This is a genomic window from Oceanobacillus polygoni, assembly GCF_008304605.1.
In the GTDB taxonomy this organism is placed as follows: domain Bacteria; phylum Bacillota; class Bacilli; order Bacillales; family Amphibacillaceae; genus Oceanobacillus; species Oceanobacillus polygoni.
The window spans coordinates 259,457-276,818 of sequence record NZ_PIJY01000030.1 but is presented as its reverse complement, the minus strand read 5'-3'; the positions used below and the strand labels follow the sequence as shown (position 1 = coordinate 276,818).

At 37.4% G+C, this 17,362-nt stretch carries 20 protein-coding genes and 2 pseudogenes; 14 read left to right on the top strand and 8 right to left on the bottom strand.

What is annotated here, in order from left to right; all coding sequences use genetic code 11:
* Positions 1-62: 62 nt before the first annotated feature.
* The 10 genes from F1560_RS16055 (at position 63) to F1560_RS16010 (ending at position 9,098) form a co-directional block, all read left to right on the top strand.
* Positions 63-1,028, top strand: coding sequence for a bile acid:sodium symporter family protein (locus F1560_RS16055; protein WP_149475659.1), 966 nt, complete (start codon positions 63-65; stop codon positions 1,026-1,028).
* Between the two features lie 302 nt (positions 1,029-1,330).
* The gene (locus F1560_RS16050) at positions 1,331-2,380 is read left to right on the top strand and encodes an FUSC family protein (RefSeq protein WP_149475658.1); all 1,050 of its coding nucleotides are present in this window, start codon (positions 1,331-1,333) and stop codon (positions 2,378-2,380) included.
* Between the two features lie 233 nt (positions 2,381-2,613).
* The gene (locus tag F1560_RS16045; RefSeq protein ID WP_149475657.1) at positions 2,614-2,961 is read left to right on the top strand and encodes a hypothetical protein; all 348 of its coding nucleotides are present in this window, start codon (positions 2,614-2,616) and stop codon (positions 2,959-2,961) included.
* Positions 2,962-2,966: 5 nt separating this feature from the next.
* Complete coding sequence (locus F1560_RS16040; protein ID WP_149475656.1) at positions 2,967-4,583, top strand: methyl-accepting chemotaxis protein; 1,617 nt, start codon at positions 2,967-2,969, stop codon at positions 4,581-4,583.
* 252 nt (positions 4,584-4,835) lie between these two features.
* Entirely contained in the window at positions 4,836-5,018 is a 183-nt protein-coding gene (locus F1560_RS16035; RefSeq protein ID WP_149475655.1) for a nucleotidyltransferase domain-containing protein, read from the top strand.
* A 16-nt stretch (positions 5,019-5,034) separates the two neighbouring features.
* Positions 5,035-5,715 carry an HAD family hydrolase gene (locus F1560_RS16030; RefSeq protein WP_149475722.1) on the top strand — a complete coding sequence of 227 codons (681 nt, stop codon included), beginning with the start codon at positions 5,035-5,037 and terminating at the stop codon, positions 5,713-5,715.
* 109 nt (positions 5,716-5,824) lie between these two features.
* On the top strand, positions 5,825-6,730 hold the full coding sequence (locus F1560_RS16025; protein WP_149475654.1) for an aminoglycoside phosphotransferase family protein: 906 nt from the start codon (positions 5,825-5,827) through the stop codon (positions 6,728-6,730).
* A 281-nt stretch (positions 6,731-7,011) separates the two neighbouring features.
* On the top strand, positions 7,012-7,653 hold the full coding sequence (locus tag F1560_RS16020; protein WP_149475653.1) for a GNAT family N-acetyltransferase: 642 nt from the start codon (positions 7,012-7,014) through the stop codon (positions 7,651-7,653).
* A 490-nt stretch (positions 7,654-8,143) separates the two neighbouring features.
* Positions 8,144-8,638 carry a Cys-tRNA(Pro) deacylase gene (gene ybaK / locus F1560_RS16015; RefSeq protein ID WP_149475652.1) on the top strand — a complete coding sequence of 165 codons (495 nt, stop codon included), beginning with the start codon at positions 8,144-8,146 and terminating at the stop codon, positions 8,636-8,638.
* 271 nt (positions 8,639-8,909) lie between these two features.
* Positions 8,910-9,098 (top strand): hypothetical protein, encoded by a 189-nt coding sequence (locus tag F1560_RS16010; RefSeq protein WP_149475651.1) that lies wholly within the window; start codon positions 8,910-8,912, stop codon positions 9,096-9,098.
* Between the two features lie 110 nt (positions 9,099-9,208).
* On the opposite strand, the gene F1560_RS16005 is transcribed toward F1560_RS16010, so the two are convergent.
* The 6 genes from F1560_RS16005 to F1560_RS15980 all read right to left on the bottom strand — a co-directional run bounded on the left by F1560_RS16005 (position 9,209) and on the right by F1560_RS15980 (position 12,854).
* Positions 9,209-9,403 carry a hypothetical protein gene (locus F1560_RS16005; protein WP_149475650.1) on the bottom strand — a complete coding sequence of 65 codons (195 nt, stop codon included), beginning with the start codon at positions 9,401-9,403 and terminating at the stop codon, positions 9,209-9,211.
* Positions 9,404-9,496: 93 nt separating this feature from the next.
* A complete protein-coding gene (locus F1560_RS16000) occupies positions 9,497-9,952 on the bottom strand; it encodes a YndM family protein (RefSeq protein WP_149475649.1) in 456 nt (151 codons plus the stop codon).
* A 142-nt stretch (positions 9,953-10,094) separates the two neighbouring features.
* Positions 10,095-11,564: a sodium:solute symporter family protein gene (locus tag F1560_RS15995; RefSeq protein ID WP_149475648.1), complete on the bottom strand. Its 1,470-nt coding sequence runs from the start codon at positions 11,562-11,564 to the stop codon at positions 10,095-10,097.
* Complete coding sequence (locus F1560_RS15990; protein ID WP_149475647.1) at positions 11,564-11,749, bottom strand: hypothetical protein; 186 nt, start codon at positions 11,747-11,749, stop codon at positions 11,564-11,566. The genes F1560_RS15995 and F1560_RS15990 overlap by 1 nt, the downstream gene beginning before the upstream one ends.
* Positions 11,750-12,112: 363 nt before the next feature.
* Entirely contained in the window at positions 12,113-12,247 is a 135-nt protein-coding gene (locus F1560_RS15985; RefSeq protein WP_149475646.1) for a BA3454 family stress response protein, read from the bottom strand.
* A 292-nt stretch (positions 12,248-12,539) separates the two neighbouring features.
* Entirely contained in the window at positions 12,540-12,854 is a 315-nt protein-coding gene (locus tag F1560_RS15980) for a PepSY domain-containing protein (RefSeq protein WP_149475645.1), read from the bottom strand.
* A 194-nt stretch (positions 12,855-13,048) separates the two neighbouring features.
* Between F1560_RS15980 and F1560_RS15975 the strand changes: the two genes are divergently transcribed.
* Both F1560_RS15975 and F1560_RS15970 read left to right on the top strand, forming a co-directional pair.
* Positions 13,049-14,113 carry a M42 family metallopeptidase gene (locus tag F1560_RS15975; RefSeq protein WP_149475644.1) on the top strand — a complete coding sequence of 355 codons (1,065 nt, stop codon included), beginning with the start codon at positions 13,049-13,051 and terminating at the stop codon, positions 14,111-14,113.
* Positions 14,114-14,158: 45 nt separating this feature from the next.
* A complete protein-coding gene (locus tag F1560_RS15970; protein WP_149475643.1) occupies positions 14,159-14,677 on the top strand; it encodes a DUF84 family protein in 519 nt (172 codons plus the stop codon).
* A gap of 31 nt (positions 14,678-14,708) precedes the next feature.
* Here the strand turns inward: F1560_RS15970 and F1560_RS15965 are convergent, their stop codons facing one another.
* Positions 14,709-15,149, bottom strand: a complete 441-nt coding sequence (locus tag F1560_RS15965) for a YtoQ family protein (protein ID WP_149475642.1) — start codon at positions 15,147-15,149, stop codon at positions 14,709-14,711.
* Between the two features lie 923 nt (positions 15,150-16,072).
* Here F1560_RS15965 and F1560_RS15960 point away from each other — a divergent pair.
* Positions 16,073-16,840, top strand: a pseudogene (locus F1560_RS15960) (2,3-dihydro-2,3-dihydroxybenzoate dehydrogenase); the annotation flags it as partial.
* On the opposite strand, the gene F1560_RS22830 reads toward F1560_RS15960, so the two are convergent.
* Positions 16,827-16,892 carry a hypothetical protein gene (locus F1560_RS22830; RefSeq protein ID WP_477529365.1) on the bottom strand — a complete coding sequence of 22 codons (66 nt, stop codon included), beginning with the start codon at positions 16,890-16,892 and terminating at the stop codon, positions 16,827-16,829. The pseudogene F1560_RS15960 and the gene F1560_RS22830 sit on opposite strands and share 14 nt — an antisense overlap.
* On the opposite strand from F1560_RS22830, the pseudogene F1560_RS22195 reads away from it, so the two are divergent.
* Positions 16,880-17,362, top strand: a pseudogene (locus tag F1560_RS22195) (isochorismate synthase); the annotation flags it as partial. The gene F1560_RS22830 and the pseudogene F1560_RS22195 overlap by 13 nt on opposite strands.

Genomic DNA, 17,362 nt, shown 5'->3' with positions numbered 1-17,362 from the left:
AATAATCGTTTTAAAAGTTAATATACGTTCACTACTTATTGGAACATAGGAGGATCATCTAGATGAAGACATTAGGAAGAATCAGTAATTTTGCAACGAATACATTCGCGCTTTGGGTTATAATTTTCGCAATATTTAGTTTTATATACCCTTCTGGATTTGCGTGGATTGCTCCACATATTCCACTCCTCCTAGGAATTATTATGTTTGGAATGGGGTTAACATTATCGGTTAATGATTTTAGAGGCATTTTTAAACAACCGAAAAGCGTACTAATTGGAGTGGTGGCACAATATACAGTTATGCCGTTATTAGCTTTTGGCTTAGCGCATCTTTTTCAGTTACCGCCTGAAGTTGCAGTTGGAGTTATTTTAGTAGGATGTTGTCCTGGAGGGACAGCATCAAATGTTATGACATTTATGGCGAAAGGTAATACGGCATTATCGGTTACGGTTACCTCTGTTTCTACGTTGCTTGCACCGATTATGACACCTGCACTGACATTCCTGCTTGCAAGTCAATGGCTTCCAGTATCGTTTGGTGATATGTTCATGTCCATTGTACAAGTTGTATTAGTACCGATTGCATTAGGAGTTATTGTTCGTCTCTTATTTAGCAAACAAGTAGATAAAAGTGTTGCGGTGCTGCCATTAGTTTCTGTTATTGGAATTGTAGCAGTGGCAGCTGCGGTTGTTGCGGTAAACAAAGGCTCCATTGCTACAACAGGACTATTAATTTTTGCTGTTGTTGTCTTGCATAATTGTTTAGGATTACTTTTAGGGTATATCCTTGCCAAACTGTTTAAGCTAGATTTCAAAGATCAAAAAGCTGTCTCCATTGAAGTCGGTATGCAAAATTCAGGACTTGGTGCCGCATTAGCGCTAGCCCATTTTGCCCCAATTGCTGCTGTACCAAGTGCCATTTTTAGTGTGTGGCACAACATTTCAGGTCCGATTCTAGCAACGTGGTGGGGGAAACGAAGTACTGAGGAATCAACTAATTCGAAATCAACGAAGGAAGCTGGTTAATTTCTTGAACGAAAAAAAAGCCTGTGTTACAGAACAAAAAGTACCTTATAGAGTAGACACGAAAAAGTCTACCTATAGGGTACTTTTTTTGATTGCAGTAAGATATGTATAAAAACGCTCCTATCTGCATAAGTACAACTAGGATGTTAGAATAAAGGGTTTCTAAGAAGCCAACGGACCTTTCGTTAGAGTCCTTTAACGAATGCCAAAATTTCTAATAAAAATGTAATAAAATTGCCGAAAAGCAACTAGTGACAGTTGCACATTAAAAGGGTATACTACTGCTTAGAGAGGTGCAAAGAATGGAATTTAATATTGGGCCACGTATGGTAAAAACCGGTCTGGCGGTGGCTTTGACGTTACTCGTTACCGGTTTATTTGGATTAGAGTTGGAGCTTGTAGCTGCTATTGCGGCTGTGCTAGCGATGCAGCCATCCATTATGCGTTCGTTTAAATATATTAAAGAAGTAATTATTTCAAACAGTGTTGGAGTGGCATTTGCTTTAGGAGGTTTGTTACTGCTCGGTAATCATCCAATCTCTGTGGCAGCTGTAGTCATCATTTCGATTGCGATTAATATTCGGCTCGGCTTGAATAAAACGGTTAGTTTAACGGTGTTAACGATTGTAACGATTATGCTAGTAAGTGATGGTGGAATTAACTTCATTTACATTGTCGAACGTTTATCACTTGTTGCGATTGGCGTACTATCCGCATTTATTGTTAATGTACTTGTGTACCCGCCAGACCATCAGAAAATCTTGTTTTCAATGATTAAAAATGCAAGTGAAAAAACGAATTTCCTTCTCCGTGTCATTCCGAACCAAACAATGAGTGTTCCGCAAATGAAGGATGAGGATAAAGAACTAGAAAAGATGATTCAGCGTACACGAGATTATTATGAAATTATTTCCGATGAACGAAATAGCTTGTTTATAAAGAAACGTCCAGATTTTTTACGGACAATTATCCTTTATAAGCATATGATAAGAGTTTTACGAAAAAAGCATACATTGATTCAGCAGCTAGAGAATAATTTTAAAAATATCGAAAATATATCAAGTGGTAAATTTCATCTAATCAAAAAACTAGTTATTGAAATTAATGCATACAGCGAAAATGTTTTATTGATGTATGAAGATAAAATTATTTTAGATAAAGACCTGCAAAGAGAAACGAAAGTAGCGATGCAGGTTACGATAAATAATATCATTGATGCATTGCAGGGCTCTGACTTTGAAAAGTGGACGTACGTTTTCCCGATTTCAAATAGTATTATTGAGTTATTTTATGAGCTTGATAAATTAGAGCGCCTCGTTCGAATCAATGAGCAAAGACGGAATAAGAGCTAGAATTTTATGTATACTTGTTCGGAAATGAAGTTGAATGAAATACGAAAAGACTGTGACCGATAATAAATCGGGTCATAGTCTTTTTTCGTATGAAATTAATCTCCACCTATTTTAATCTGAATAGAACAAAGTACAGCATTTTCCTACAACTTTTTATTTGTTTACCGATACTAAAATGGGCGTAATATTTTAATGAAGTTGAAAGGGAGCATAGAATGAGGAAGTTATTTAGAATGGACAGTTTAAAAAAGAAGCTATTGACGATATTTCTGGTATTAACAATCGTACCAATGATGATAACCATTACTGTCGTTTGGATGACAACGAACAGTGGATTTAATAATTTGATTAAAGACCAGCAGGAAACAATGGAGCATATTATTCAATCGGAATTTGATAATGTTGCTGAAGAACTAAAAATGATAACGGAAATTTATTCACAAGACCTGGAATTCGTTCAAGCTTTCAATGAACAGGATCGTGAAGCGTTAGTTGATCTAGTAAATGGGATTTACTCACGTCTGTTTTCAGAGCATGGAATCGATGTGATTGAGTATGGGGATAGGATACAGATGGAATAGTTTTTTTGCGAGGACATGACCCGACCCAGTATGGGGATGACAAAGGCGATATGGAAGCAATTCAATATGCACTAGATGGTCAGTCAATTTCTGGATTTGAATTTGGGACATCTGGGCTTTCTGTGCGATCCTTTGTGCCAATCTATTTCCAACAAGAAATAATCGGAACCATGCAGATGGGTGTTGACGATCACTTTTTAGAAGCTTTACATGAAAAGCTCAAAGGCGTTACGATTGATTTGTACAATGAAGACGGCATGATTGTAGAATCCTCTGATACAGAGAACATTGGAAAAACGATGAACGATGCTACAGTTCTATCTGCAGTTATCAATGGCCAAAAAGTATCACACCATGATGACTTAACACTGGATTCTTACTTACCAATGCTAAGTCCAACAGGAAATGAAATAATTGGTGTTATTGGTATCACGCAAGATATAGCTACAATTGGTGCAACCAATAATCAGATTTCCTGGATTAGTTTGTTCATGGTTACTGCTTTTATTATCATCGCTCTATTTGTATCGATACGATTTAGCAAATCAATTGCAAATCCGATACGGCGAATCTCAGAGCTCATGCTGGAGTTATCGAAGGGGAATTTGCGAATTGCGATTAAAGATAGTAAGCAAAAAGATGAGGTTGGACAGTTAACACGTGCGATGCAAATTATGCGCGACAATTTGCATAATACATTATCCAAGGTAGCTGAAGCATCTGAAAATGTTTCGGCTAAGAGTGAAGAAATGGCCCAATCATCACTGGAAGTAAGAACTGGATCTGAGCAAATTGCAATTACCATGCAGGAAATTGCTGAAGGTACAGAAAAACAAGCAAATAGCGCAAGTGAGCTTGCAAGTGCGATGGGAAGCTTTGCTTCTAGTATTCAAGAAACGAATCAACAAGGAGAACAAATTCGAGTTGTTTCCCTTGGTATATTAGACATGACAGAGGAAGGGAAACAATTGATGGCATCGTCAGATTCTCAAATGGTAAAAATCGATGCAATTGTCCAAGAAGCAGCCACCAAAATGGCTATATTGGATAAAGAGTCACAAGAAATCACAAAGCTTGTCGAAGTGATTCAAGATATTGCCAACCAGACAAATTTACTTGCTCTAAATGCTGCGATTGAAGCGGCAAGAGCAGGGGAGTCAGGAAAAGGATTTGCCGTTGTAGCTGATGAGGTGAGAAAGCTGGCTGAGCAAGTATCAGAGTCAGTATCCGATATCACCGGATTTGCTACGAACATTCAACACGAATCAAGCAATGTTGCCAAGGCGTTAACGACTGGATATGCAGAGGTTGAAGCTGGAACAGCTCAAATTAAGTCAACAGGAGAGACATTTCATAAAATCAGTGCTTCTGTAACGGAAATGGCTGGAAGTATTCAAGCAACAGCAGAAAACTTATCTGCTGTTGTTGCAAGTAGTCAGGAAATGAATATTTCGATCGAGGAGATTGCATCTGTTTCGGAAGAAGCTGCTGCAGGAGTTGAGGAAGCTGCGGCAACCTCCGAGCAATCAAGCAGTTCGATGGATGAAATTGCAGCTGGATCCTCTCAGCTTGCAAAGCTAGCAGAAGAATTGAATGAGCTTGTACAGAAATTTCGATTATAGATCTGTGGTTTAAGGGATCTGATTTGAGATGTAATTATAAAAATTACTACTCAAATGAAGTGTAAATTGACCCATAATTTAACAAATAAAAGCCGTCTAACTTAGACGGCTTTTATTTGTTAAAATGTTAAAGATAAGTTAACTTTTTTAAAATTGCAACTATATGTTAAGATGATTTTGTGAAATACAGTCCTACAGATAGCGTGAGTTTAGTGAAAGAAGCAAAATAGGTCTTCATAAAGGAGAGGTTATGTGGATTTAAATATAGTAGTAGCATCAGAAATAGGACATATCTATGAACAAAACCCAAAAGTTGAAGCCGTTTTATTAGGAGGTTCCGTATCACGAAATTGGCATGATGAACATTCGGATATTGAACTATTTATTTTTTGGAAAGGGGCTCCTACGGACGAGGAGAAAATAGAAATCTTGTAAAGGGGAGTGGATGGATATTATAAAAGCGGTTGTATTTGATTTAGATGGAACTTTGTTAAACCGAGAGGCGTCCGTAAAGATTTTTATTGACAAGCAGTACGAAAGACTAAATAAATGGTTAAATCATATTCCAAAGAATAAATACATAACAAGGTTTATTGAACTTGATAATAGGGGTTATGTTTGGAAAGATAAAGTTTATCAACAGTTAGTGGATGAATTTGACATTACAGATTTGACGTGGGATGAATTACTTCAAGACTATATCAGCCAATTTAAAGATAGCTGTGTTCCTTTTCCTAACCTCATTAGTACGTTAGAAGAATTAAAGAATAATAATATTGTTCTAGGAATGATAACGAATGGAAAAGGACAGTTCCAAATGGATAATATTAAGGCTTTAGGCATTGAAAAATACTTTAAAACGATTCTTATATCTGAATGGGAAGGGAATCAAAAACCTGAACCTCTAATATTCCAAATTGCCCTAGACAAACTTGAGGTGTTACCGTCCAAATGTATATTTGTTGGTGACCATCCAGAAAAAGATGTAAAAGCTGCTCAACATGTAGGTATGAAAGGTGTATGGAAAAGAGATGATCAATGGGATAACGTTAAAGCATATTTCATTGTGGAAGATTTGCAGGAAATACTTTTAATTTTAAATAAATGGAGCCATCATATTATAAAATCTTGATAAGTGAACAAATGCAATAGCGAAAGAAGGAAATGTAGTTTTTTCATAGAAATATGCAGTTTGGAAATTACTGAATTGATCTTCAAAATTTAAGACCAGGGGTGAGGCTGTGAGCAAAACACTGATAAATCAGATTCCTTTAATAAGTAATTGTAAAGAAGTAATTGAAATTAAAAAGGGATTTTCCTCAGATGAAAAATACCTAATACATATGCAAGAGGGTAACAATAAGTTACTGCTTCGGATGTTTAATTTAAAAGAGTTGGAATTAAAGAAGGAAGAATACTCTATTTTGAAAAGGATGCAGGATTATAACATTACTTGTTCACAACCTATTTCAATTGGTGAGGTAGGAAATCGGGGGTATATGGTCACATCATATATAGAAGGAAAGGATGCTGAGGATGAAATCCCAAAATACTCTGAAGAAGAACAATATAATATTGGTATTGAGGCGGGAAAAGAGTTAAGAAAAATGCATCAGCTTGCTGCTCCAAAGCATATCTCTTCGTGGTATTCAAGGAAAGTTGAAAAGCATAAAAAATATCTAGACGCTTACTTAGCATGTGAGGTAAAAGTTAAAAATGACCACCAAATAATGAATTTTATTGATGAGAATATTCAACTCATGAAACAACGCCCGAATTTATTTCAACATGATGATTTTCACCTTGGAAATATCATTGTGAATAATAAAAAATTCGCTGGAGTAATAGACTTTAACAGATATGATTGGGGAGACCCTATTCATGAATTTCTAAAGATAGGAATTTTTAGCCGAGAAGTAAGCATTCCTTTTTCAATAGGTCAAATTAGAGGTTATTTTAATAATAAAGAACCTGATGAAGATTTTTGGAGGTTATATTCGCTTTACCTAGCAATGTGCGTTTTCTCTACTGTAATCTGGACTTTAAACACCATTCCAAATAACATGAATGAGATGTTGGATAAAGTTTACATGTATTTAGAAGATCATGAGTACTTCAGCAGATTAAAACCTAAATGGTATCAATAGAATTTATATATGTGAAAAGTTGTACTTAAAGTAACTTGTGCAAGAGTTAAGATCGATCAGCAGCTATTTCTTTATTGTACGAAAGGGCAGGATTGTTTAATAAGAAACTTTAGTAAAAGGGTGTGATCCAGAAATGAAGGAAAACCACCCATATTTGACGAATGTATAAAACAAATACAGGACTCCAAAAGAAACAGATCTGTCTTATGAAAAACATTTATGTAAATGGATTGATTATTGATGAGTCTTGATAAGAAGAATCATCGAAAGGAGAGATGTAGATGGTGAGCTATGCCCCATTGCACTTACGAGTGACAACTCCACAAATTGAGCTTGTAGGAGCCACGGACCACTTACTTGAAAAGCTTGAACCGATTGTTCGCACAGGTAAAGCCAGTGCTGAACCTGCTCCTTATGATGACCCTATGTCTTTGTACGAAGAAGACCCGGAGATTCGCGTGGTAAAATGGTTGCAATCCGTGTGGCGAGGACGTGGAATAGTCACAGCCGACTTCTGGCGACTGAATCTGATTGTTATGCTAAATAACAAGCCAGTAGGGATGCAGGATGTCATCGGCGATCACTTCAATACCTATGGCACAGTTGGCACCTTTTCTTGGCTATCCTCAGATGTACGTCAAAGGGGGATTGGTTCGGAGATACGTCAAGCAGCACTGCATCTGGCTTTCGACGGCCTCGACGCCAGGGAGGCGACCTCAGAGGCATTCATTGACAATTTAGGATCAAACGGCGTATCACGTCGTCTTGGCTACAAGGAGAACGGTGTTACCTGGGCTTCCCGGCATGGAGAACCTGCACTAATGCAACGGTGGCGGCTGACCCGCGAGGACTGGCTTCCCCATCGCCGCAGCGATATCGAGATGTATGGTGTGGCAAGTACCCGTAAAGTGCTGCGGAAGTGATTGAGCAGTTGATCTGAGGCTATCGTGCCACGGAACGGATTAACCTTAGGAAAAGCAGTCTGGTCATTTGAGGAGGGAAATAAGAAATTAAAGGAGTTAGTCCCAAAAATAAATTTTATTATAAATTATACTTTTCAAAAAATAGAATAGAGATATTTTTTGAAGAGATACATTTATCAGTAACATAAAAAATACAAACTTTTCCGATCCTTTTCAAATAACAATCGATATTGTATATTGAAAACCCGGTGTCATTGGTACTTAAAAATTACTGTCAATGAAAGGATTGGATATAAGGGATTTCGTTGGTACTGTATTGCATTGGTCAAATGTTATAGAAGTACTCGACCAAGAGGAGTATGTGGAGAAGTATCGGCCAACCAAAGCTTAAAAGCTAGAACCTGTACGTGAATGGGCAGTTTCCTAAGGGGAGCTTGAGAATTATGATAAGATGATTGTATACAAAATCGTTAAAGAAGGTCACAACTCAATGAAGAAAAAAAAGATACAAAAAACGAATGCCATTCGCTTGTTGGATAAAGAAAAAATTGACTATACCATCCATGAATATCCATGGAATGAGGAGCAATTGGATGCCCGAACTGCTGCGGGAAAAGTAGGTATGCAGCTTGATAAAATATATAAAACCTTAGTGACAGTTGGTGATAAGACTGGTATGACAATAGCTTGTATCCCGGCTGAAAATGAACTCGATTTAAAAGCATTAGCCAAAGTAAGTGGCAACAAAAAAATGGAAATGCTACCGATGAAGGATTTAGAAAAAACAACAGGCTATATACGTGGCGGCTGTTCACCGATTGGAATGAAAAAAAGTTTTCCAACGTATCTTGCTGCTGAAGCTAAAGCGATGGAAAAAATCGTAGTCTCAGCTGGAAAACGGGGGATGCAAATCGAATTAGCACCCTTTGATTTGATAACTGTAACAAAAGCAGCCTATGCAGAAATTGCTTCAAGAAATAGTTAAATAAGTAAGTGTACTGTACCTTAGGAATCAATTCACCTTATAAGTGGATTGATTTTTTCCTATTACCTAGTTATCTCCTTTAACTTCTCAAAAGAAAAAACATTCCATCTAGCATCATACACCTTTCAACACAACCTAGAAAATATTCGTAATGAGACAACCTTGCACTTTCATACACTATAGTTGGAGGTTTTTTTCGTGATTCACCAGTATGATTCACCATGCTTAAGGAAAGAATAATTTAATATACACAAAGAGAGGAAAATGAGTTATGAATCAGTATTTAACACATACGGAATTAGAGAACTTACATTATATGATAGGCGAACACCAAAAAATTGCCGATCAATTAGAAGTGCTTGCACAAACTTCAGCAAACCCGAAAACCAAATCGAACCTGAAAATAGCTGCAGAATCTGCGAAAGTAGCACACAATCAATTGTTATCATCTTTTCGTTAATGAGCCTGAGTATAAACTACTCGGGTTTCTTTATTTACCGATTCCAATCAGGGTATGATGTTATCATTAAAAAAACCTGTCTCACTAATCCGTGAGACAGGTTTTCCGTATTAACGATTGTTGTTATTATTGTTATTGTTTCTATTACGGTTATTATTATTATTGTTGTTATTGTTATTGTTGTTATCTAAATCATCAAGAAACTCGTTAGCAAACTCAACGTTGTTAACTTCCTGGTTATTATTGTTGTTATTATTGTTATTATTGTTATTGTTTCTGTTACGGTTGTTATTTCTGTTATTCATGATTGTCCTCCTAAAATTTGTTTTGCAAAAACAATTCTTTGAATCAAAGAGCGGCTTTTACAAATCATATTGTGTGCCATTTTATAAAAAATACTATTTTTTATCTTGGTTTGTTGGATCATCTGGTTTATCCAGCTCGGAACTAAACTCTGTTTGAAAGTATCGTTTTGGAAGGTAAACAACCTTGTTCTCCGTATTTCTTACATTACTTAACACTTCTCGTCTCATATAGCGGTGAAAAAAAACTTCTCCAACGATAACAGCGGCTGCTGTTAAAAATGCTGCTGAACCAATTTGAACGGATGGGTTAAAGAGCATACTCCCTATAAAAAGGACAACTACCCATGCAAGGATAAAATCACCGATTAATGCCGTGCTTTTTTCAATTAATGGTATAGCAAACACATCACCAAGAAAAGCAAGCCCAGTAAGAAGCACACTTGTCGTTATAACTCCTGCAAAAGACACATTGAAAAAGAGTCCAAGCACAATGCTTACAATGATCGTTGTTAAAATAAATTTGATGACCAATGGGCCAATATATTTCATAGAATCCGCTTCCTCTCTATAATGAACATACTTGTCATAGGTTATCCCATTTTAAAAGATGTCATTCATTGGAAACTGAACTGTTCGTTGAAATATGTTAGCCTAAAAAAAGATCCCTTCAAAATTGAAGAGATCCACCTGCCTAGCTTTCTTTTTTTAATGCCTGGCGAATATAGGAAAGAAATTCATTTGCTTTTGCTTCGGGAGCTTTTGTTAGTAAACTAACTCCAATAAAAAGAATCGTTGAAATTCCAATTCCCCAAAGTCCTGAGGCAAGTCCGAGTGGTTTCACTTGGAAAAACTCGAGAAGAATAACGATAATCCCAGCAATTAAAACACTGGAAAGAACACCTGCTGCAGTTCCTCTTTTCCAAAAAAAGGTTCCAATGATTGCTGGCACAACTACAATTAATCCAGCAGAGGAAGCTACGGAAAGTACTGCAATTAAATTCAGTTGCATTTCAGCAAAGAGATAGGCAAGGAGAGCGATGATTGGAATAACAATTTTACCAACTCGAAGCTGTAACCTGTCACTCGTATTCTTTTTGATATTTCCATAAACATCCTTAGCAAAAAGGGATGATAACGTTAATAAAATCGAATCGATTGTTGAGATTGCTGCTGCCATGATCCCAACCATGACGATAACACCAAGAACAGGAGGTACTAAGTCTGAAGAAAGCACCAATGGTGTTGCAAGATCAGCGTTTTCTAAGTTAGGAAACATGATTGCAGCAGAGTAGCCCCAGATAATAGCTACAAGCGTATAAATAAAACCAAATACAAGAAAGCCCATCAACATATTTTTTAAACTTTTTAATGATGCTGGCATGTACAACCGTTGACTTACTTGTGGATTGGAAAGGCTAAAGAAGAACCAAGGAATCGTTAATCCTAAGAATGTAAGAAAACTAAAAAATCCGTTACCTGGAACCGTTAATAATTCAGGCTGCGTCGTTTCAATCGTTTTAAAGAATGTAGTAAACCCACCTAATCCGTTCACAAGAATAAGTACAACTACTGTAGAGCTAACAATCATAAACAATGCTTGAAGAGAGTCTGTCCATGCCACAGAACGAATACCGGCAATGTATGTAAAAACAATCGCAAGTAGTGTAGCAATAAGGACACCTGTCGTATAAGGAATAGCATCATTCGTAACACCTTGCAATAAGTAACCGACACCAGAAAGCTGAACAGCACTATATGGGATGAGAAACAAACAGTTTGTAATCGCAACAACAATTGCAACATATTTACTTTTATAGCGATCTCCAAGCATTTCAGATGGAGTCACATACCCATACTTTTTCCCAACAACCCAAAAACGGGGGCCAAAGAAGGCAACCAGAGAAACTCCCATCAAATAAATTAATTCAAATCCGAGAGCGCCAACACCACCATTATAGGTTAGCCCAGCTAAACCAACGAGCATGAATGCACTGTATGTGGTGGCACTGTAGCTAAGTGCTGAGACAAATCCACCCATTTTTCGGTCACCGAGAAAATAGCTTTCCATATTATGCTGTTTACCGGTTCTTGATAAAAATGCAATAACGAGGGCAATCAAAACGTAAATCGAAATGGCCCACCAAACAAGAGAAGTTGTCATTATTTTTTACCCCAATTCTTTGTCAAGAAATAATTCATGATAATTGTTATAAGTGCTAAAACAATCCATAATAAGAAGCTTCCGTACCATTTTGTAACATTCGTAAGTAAGGTGTAAGGTAGGATAAATGCTAGTAAGACAATAAACAAGATAAGCAATGCCCATGTTAACTCATTCGTTTTCATCAAATACCTCCATAACATATGTAATCAATAACCTATTTTGCCACTAAAAGAGAAGGTCATCCATAAATCGTTTACAATTTGTCGTTGTCTAAATAAAGCGTGAATACGATTTAATGTGAAAAAATTCACATTAAAGGGACTACATAATAAATTTTGAACGAACCTCCTATATTATCATTTAAAATATATAAGAATTATCATAGCAAATAGATTTAATTTTTGCCATATTTTATTTGAATTTTTAATAGGATTTTTATTAAGTGAAGATCGGAGTTGGAGGGAGGATCTTGAAATAATTATACAATAGCAGGTTTTGAGGAAATTAAAAAAGCAGGTATCGTTAACGGATGCCTACTTATTAAATCATTCTTTCCATTGCTGTTCAATTTGTGAAATAGCTATCTGCAATACTTCTTCATCACTTGTATCATGTGTTGTAATTACATTCGTGTTGTAGAGTTTTCCGTCATAGTCGACGGTAAGATTAATTTGAATCATTCATGTGTCCTCCTGTCAAAAAAGTGAATTTAATGTCGAATTAACTAAATATTTTATTAATTACATTTTATTATACGATAAGTTCACCTGTTTGTATAGGTAATTGCCTGCAATTTTACAAAAACTTAGTGCGGAATTAATGAGAGCGTTTGCTAGCGAATGAATTATCGTTACACGGGGGCTAGTTAAGGTAGGGGAGTTGATGCTATGGCTACGTGCGGTAAAGATAACTGGAAGACAATAAAAGCTACCTTAAAAGTAGTTACCTTCTAAAGTAGCTTTTGTTGCCTTCTTATACAGTTTGTTTTGTGTCGATAATCCCACCAGTTTCTACATCTACATAAAATTCATATTGCTTATTTTCACCATCGATATTGCGGGTGATGCCGCCGCGATAGGCATTATAAAGCAGGCCGTTTCGTTCGACTTCCTCCGGTTTCATATAAATCCAGGATCCACTAATTGGTCCTTTACGTTTAAACATTTCTTTTGCATGATTTAAAGCTTTTTCTGGAGTTACTTTTTGATAGTGGTTGACTTGTTCCCTTGCCAAGTATCCGATTGCAAAACCGAGTGCAGCGGCAAGAATCACTTTTCTTCTGCTCAATACGTTCACCTCTTGAAAAAGATTAGTAGACTGTATATGAAGTGCGTTTTGAACACCTCTATTACGTGCAAGTATACAGGATTATCGCATAAAATGAAAACGATAGTGCGTGATAAGTGGAAAGTTTTCGACGGTTTCAGTTATACTAAAATTGGATGTTCTAAATCGTTTATACCTATTTGGAGGGAAATAAGATGAAACAGGAAACACTTGAGCTATTTAAAAATCTGACAGAGCTGCAAGGTGCGCCGGGGAATGAGCATCTTGTCCGTTCTTTTATGAAAAAAGAATTAGAAAAGTATGCAGATGAAATTATCCAGGATAACCTTGGTGGCGTTTTTGGTGTAAAGCATGGAGAAGGACCGCGCGTTATGGTGGCAGGCCATATGGATGAAGTCGGCTTTATGGTGACGCAAATAACAGACAATGGTATGCTTCGCTTTCAACCACTTGGGGGCTGGTGGAATCAAGTAATGCTTGCACAGCGTGTCCAAGTAATGACGGAAAATGGTCCTGTTATTGGTGTGATTGGTTCAATCCCGCCACATCTTTTAACAGAGGCACAACGTAAGAAGCCGATGGAAATTAAAAATATGCTCATTGATATCGGTGCGGATGACCGAAAGGATGTAGAGAAAATCGGCGTACGTCCAGGAGATTCCATCGTTCCAATCACACCATTTGAGCCGATGGCAAACAATAAAAAAATTCTTGCTAAAGCTTGGGACAACCGTTACGGCTGTGGACTTGCCATCGAATTAATGAAAGAATTACAACATGATACATTGCCAAACCAATTGTATTCTGGTGCAACCGTACAAGAAGAGGTTGGGTTACGCGGCGCACAAGTAGCAGCGAATATGATCGGACCAGATATCTATTATGCACTCGATGCTTCACCAGCAAATGATGCATCAGGCGATAAGAAAGCGTTCGGCCAATTAGGCAAAGGCGCATTGCTTCGTATTTTTGACCGGACGATGATTACACATCGCGGTATTCGTGAATTTGTGCTTGATACTGCAGAATCGAATAATATCCCATACCAATATTTCATCTCACAAGGTGGAACAGATGCTGGGCGTGTACATCTATCCGGTGATGGTGTGCCGTCAGCAGTTATCGGAATCTGTTCTCGCTACATCCATACGTCTGCATCCATCATTCATGTAGATGATTATGCAGCAGCGAAAGAATTGTTAGTGAAGCTAGTTAAAACGACAGATCAAAACATGCTTGACGAAATAAGAAAGGCGTAAAGGAGTTTCGTGATTGTTGCACATACAAGCATGAGGTGAATGAAGATGAATATTAAAATTGGTTCAAAAAATCCAACGAAAATTAACGCAGTTACCGAAGTTTTTCCAGATGCTTCGGTAACTGCTTTCAATGCAAGTTCTCGTGTATCCGCACAGCCATTTTCAGACGAAGAAACAATGCTTGGGGCTGTAAATAGAGCAACGCAATGTGCCGAAGCTGAAGACCGAGCAATTGGCATCGGACTAGAGGGCGGTGTCATGTATGTCGCTGAGCAATTATATTTATGTAATTGGGGCGCACTTGTTACACCGGAGGGTCAGAAATTTACGGCTAGTGGTGCTAGAGTTGCTTTGCCAGAAGAACTAGAAGCCAGATTGCGTGATGGTGCAGAGCTAGGCGATCTAATGGATCGCTATGCAGAAAAGCAAGCAGTGCGGACCAAAGAAGGGGCGATTGGAATTTTCACGAATGATGTGGTGTCGCGACAAGAAATGTTCGCGCATGTTGTGAAGCTACTACGCGGTCAATGGGAATACTGGAGTGAAAAAAATAACCGAAAGTAAGGAGCCCCCCTTGCTTTCGGTTTTTTCGTTCTTATTCATAAATATATGCTAATACTTCTAAAGCTTGATCAACCGTTTCTACAGTAACATTCGCTTTATTGGAAAGCTCTTTCAACGGGTGAATTAAAGATTCTGGCCGAATAATAATCGTTGGTTTATTCATTGCAATGGCAGCACTTGCGTCCATTGCAGTGTTCCATTGCTTATATTGCTCACCAAATAAGGCAATGACAACATCCGATTTCTGCATTAATACTTGTGTACGGAAATTATTTACACTAGAGGCGGCATCGTCTTTATACACCTTTCCAGGTTGCTCGCCTAGAATATCTTCTCCAATATCATCCGAACGGTCATGATTTGTTTGTGGTGCAACAAATTTTAATGGAAGGTTTTTTTCCTTCGCTTTTTGCTGTACTTCATCACGCCAGTCTGTATGAATTTGTCCTGCTAAATATACAGTTAGTTCCATTTGTATTCCCTCCAATAGATTGATTCTATTATTAATAGTAACGAATTTTAGATTGATTGCAAAGAAATCGATGTTCATAATTTAATATTCCAGGTTTTGCAAGTAATCTCCGAGTTGACTAAACCATTACGTGGTTCCCGCAATGCCCAAACCTTGGTCAACAGTTCCGGCAATAAAAATTCTTGGAAATCTGAAATCAAGAACTGCTTCCGGGAAAGAAATTTCACTCCATGCTGTTATGCCTAGTACGATGTTATTAACGGTATCTTCCTCGAAGTGAATAAATACCCTTTTTCATTTATCTTCATGGAACAAATTCTTCGCTCCTAATATTGATAACGAAAAAAGTTAACAACAAAATATGTATTCTACGCAAATTTCAGGCAGTCTTCGAAAATAAGCCCTAAATTACTAAAAAAAATGTCATTCATGCCTTAAGGCTTATTTTGTATTTACCTACGTAATCATTTTTTCTTATCTGGTAATAAAAGACCTTTATAGTATTCGAAAAAATAAAGCATTACTTTAGCAATAGGAACAGAAGAGCAAATAACGAAAACGATGAAAAAACACTTGATTTTTAAATTTTGCAGGCATATCATATACCCTTAGTTGATACTGATAATCATTTTCAGTTGAGTTTATCTAATTATCTTACAACCTCTTGTATAACTTTTAACAAGTCGGATTTTGTTGGAAAAGTTCATTATTTTACGTTTTTAAAAGGCGATGAACAAACAAAAACGATGTATTTTTACTTAAGAAATACAGGTGTAGTCCGAAATTACCAAATGATAAAAAATTAAAAAAAATAGTTGATTTTCTTATGTATAGCGTCTATGATGGGTTACAACGATTGATAATGAAAATCATTCTCAATTAAGTTTTTATACCATAACCAATTCTTGGAAAGGACTGGTGCAATGAACGTGAGTGAAATCAAAGGGAAAATTGCTGTCGTTACTGGGGCGGCAGGAGGCATGGGACAAATCATTTCCGAGAAGCTTGCTGAGAATGGTGCAGTAATTGTGGCAATCGATACAAATAGTCAAGTACTGAAAAAGTGCGTAAAAGAATTGCAGAATAAAGGCTATCAGGCTACAGATTTTTCAATAGATATCAGCAATTTAGATGCTGTTGAGGAAGTGGTTGCTTTGATTGAATCTGATATCGGATCTATCGAGATCCTAGTAAATGCGGCTGGTATGCTGCGATTAGGAGAGATCGATGTGTTAGATAAAGAAGATTGGGATGCAAGCTTTGCTGTCAACGCTACCGGCGTGTTTCATGTATCGAGTTCCGTTTCTAGGCGCATGATCCCTCGTAAAAGTGGAGCCATCATTACGGTAAGCTCTAATGCGGCTCATATGCCAAGAATGGCAATGGCTGCATATGGAGCTTCTAAAGCGGCCGCAACGATGTTTACTAAATGTATGGGGCTAGAGCTCGCACAGTATAACATTCGCTGTAATGTTATTTCTCCCGGTTCTACGGAAACAAGTATGCTGAAAAAACTTTGGAAAGATGAACACGGTGCCCAAAAAACGATAGAAGGCCAATCTGAGGCATACCGAGTTGGAATTCCTCTGGGTAAGCTAGGCAAACCAAAGGATATTGCTGAAACGGTACTATTTTTAGTTTCTGATCATGCATCCCATATAACCATGCACGATATGGTTATCGATGGAGGAGCGACTTTAGGCATATAACATGGAGGAGGTAATCAGAAAGTGAGTAAAACAAGTGTTGCAAAACATAAATCGATGCTAGATGAGTATGTAGCAGGAGATTTCTTCCTAGCATCGCCAAATCAAACGATGGTAGGGAAAGGTATATATTCAGTTATTGAGAAGCCAAAGGAAACTGAAAATCAATTATTTAGCCTACCATCACGTGTAGAGGCTGCCCTCAATCAAGCGAAGCAGGCTGGACACCCTTATCCTGTTGCTGTGGGAGCAGTACCTTTTGATTACTCGGAAGATTCGGAAATAATCATTCCTGAGAAAGTGGATGTTTCTGAGCCTTTAAATATAGACGAAGAACAGCAGGAATCTTTATCTGACATGTATCCATATGAAATGCAGCCTATACCAGAACCAGAGGAATATATGAATGGTGTTAACCAGGGGTTGAAGAAGATTGCAACAGGACATATCGACAAGATTGTTGTTTCCAGGGCTTTGCATTTTAGCACAGGGGAGCAGGTCGATGTT